General features: G+C 67.0%; 1 protein-coding gene. It reads right to left on the reverse strand.

The annotated features are described in order from the left end of the window. Positions 1-182: 182 nt before the first annotated feature. Entirely contained in the window at positions 183-2132 is a 1950-nt protein-coding gene (gene shc / locus JCM25156_RS14025; protein ID WP_242402669.1) for a squalene--hopene cyclase, read from the reverse strand. Positions 2133-2324: the final 192 nt, after the last annotated feature.

Raw genomic sequence — 2324 nt, forward strand, 5'->3', positions numbered from 1 at the left:
CTTCCAGCAGGTCAAGCACGGCCTGCCGCGCGCCCGACAGGGTCGCCCCGCTCAGCCCGATGCGGGCATGGGGCAGGAACGGGCGGATCAGCGAGGCCTCCGCCTCCATCCCCACCACAATCCCGAGCCGGGAAAACGGGGGCGTGGATACCGTATCGGACATGTCTAGCGCTCCCCCGCCCTCAGAACCCGTAGCCCACGCGGCCGGTGTTGCTGACCTGCATGTTGCGGTAGCGTGACATGGCCATGAGCGGGAAGAACTGGCGGTAGCCGTGGTAGCGCAGGTAGAACACCTTGGGGAACCCGACGGCGTTGTACGGCTCTTCCGCCCATTCGCCATCCTCGCCCTGCGTGCGGCCCAGATAGGCGACGCCACGGGCCACGGCGGGATCCTCGTGCAGCCCGGCGGCCATCATGCCCAGCACCGCCCATGCGGTCTGTGACGGCAGGCTTTCCTTGTACGTGCCATGCGCGGCGCCTTCATAGCTGGCGCAGTCCTCGCCCCAGCCGCCATCCTCGCGCTGGTGGCTGCGCAGCCAGTCGGTGGCGCGGATGATCATGGGATCGTCATGGGCCACGTCGGCCGCGTTCAGCGCGCACAGCACCGACCATGTGCCATAGATGTAATTGGTGCCCCAGCGCCCGAACCACGAACCATCCTGCTCCTGCTCGGCGCGGAGATAGGCGATGCCACGGTCGATGACGGGCTGGTCCTCGGGGTGGCCAAGCTGGGCGAGGAAGGAGATGCAGCGCGCCGTCACGTCCGCCGTGGGCGGGTCGAGCAGCGCGCCATGGTCGGCGAAGGGAATGTGGTTGAGCAGGTCGAGGTTGTTATCGACATCGAACGCGCCCCAGCCGCCATTCGTGCTCTGCATGCCGATGATCCATTCCCGCGCCCGTTCAATGGCTTCCGTGTTGGCGGGATTCCCCTCCCGGTGTAGCAGCATGCCCACCACGGCGGTATCATCCACGTCGGGGTAATAGTCATTGGCGTACTGGAAGGCCCAGCCACCCGGCCGCAGGCCCGGACGGTTGATGGCCCAGTCACCCTTCACATCCAGAATCTGGCGTTCACGCAGCCATTTGCCCGCGGCTTCCAGCTTCTTTTTCGTCTCTTCGGGTGCGATTCCCTTGGGGCCGGACGCCGCCTCGATCATGGCGTGACCGGCCAGTCCCGTATCCCAGATGGGGGAGACGCAGGGCTGGCAGTAGGTTTCCTCGCCCTGATTGACCAGCAGGCGGCGCACGGCCTCCCACGCGGTTTTCGCGCGCGGGTCGGTATCGGGCACGTTCAGGGCGCGGAACATCATGACCGTATTGGCCATGGCGGGGTAGATGGCCCCCAGCCCGTCCAGACCGTTGAGGCGGGGTTCGATGAAGTCCACCGCCGCCTTGATGGCCTTGCGGCGGGTCTTTTCGGGGATCAGGCTCTCGACGGGGCGCAGCACCACGTCCACGTATTTGAACACACGCCCCCATACCGAACGGTACGGCCCGCGAATCCAGTCGCGCACCTTTGCCGGCGGGGTGACGAACAGTTCCTGCACATGCACGTCGCGCGGGTTGATGGCGCGCGGGCGCAGCGCGGCCAGCACCAGCAGGGGGGCGATGACCGTGCGCGACCAGTAGGACATGTTCCACACCGAGAACAGGGCCGTGCGCGGCAGCAGCATGATCTCGACCGGCATGGCGGGCGCGGCTTCCCACGGCACCTCGCCAAACAGGGCGAGCTGGAGGCGGGTGAATACATTCGTCCGCTCGGCGCCGCCATGGTCCAGGATCGCCTGTCGGGCGCGGATCATGTGCGGCGCGTTCACGCTGTCCCCGATGGCCTTGAGGGCGAAATACGCCTTGACCGAGGCCGACAGGTCGAACTTGCCGTCCTGATACAGCGGCCACCCGCCATGCGTGCCCTGGATACGGCGCAGGTAGACGCCGATGCGCTGTTCCAGTTCCGGGTCGATCCGGTCCAGGTAATGTTCCAGCAGCACGTATTCGGCCGGAATGGTCGCATCGGCCTCAAGGTCGAAGACCCAGTGGCCGTCATCGGCCTGTCGCCTGCCCAGCGCGGCCTGGGCGCGGGTGACGGCCCGGTCCAGACTGGCCGGGTCCATGGGCGTGGTGTCCGCCATGCCCGTGGTGGTGCGGGGAGCGGTGAGTGTATCGATTGTGTTCGCCATCATTCCACGTTCCCCGTCGCGTGACGGGGGCCTATTGCAAATCCGTACATCGTTTTCATTTCGGTCGGCCCGGCAGGCCCCTGCGGGCATGGACGGCCTGCGCCGCAGCACGGCCCGACCGGATCGCGCCCTCGATTGTGGCGG

The sequence above is a fragment of the Komagataeibacter kakiaceti JCM 25156 genome, from assembly GCF_000613305.1.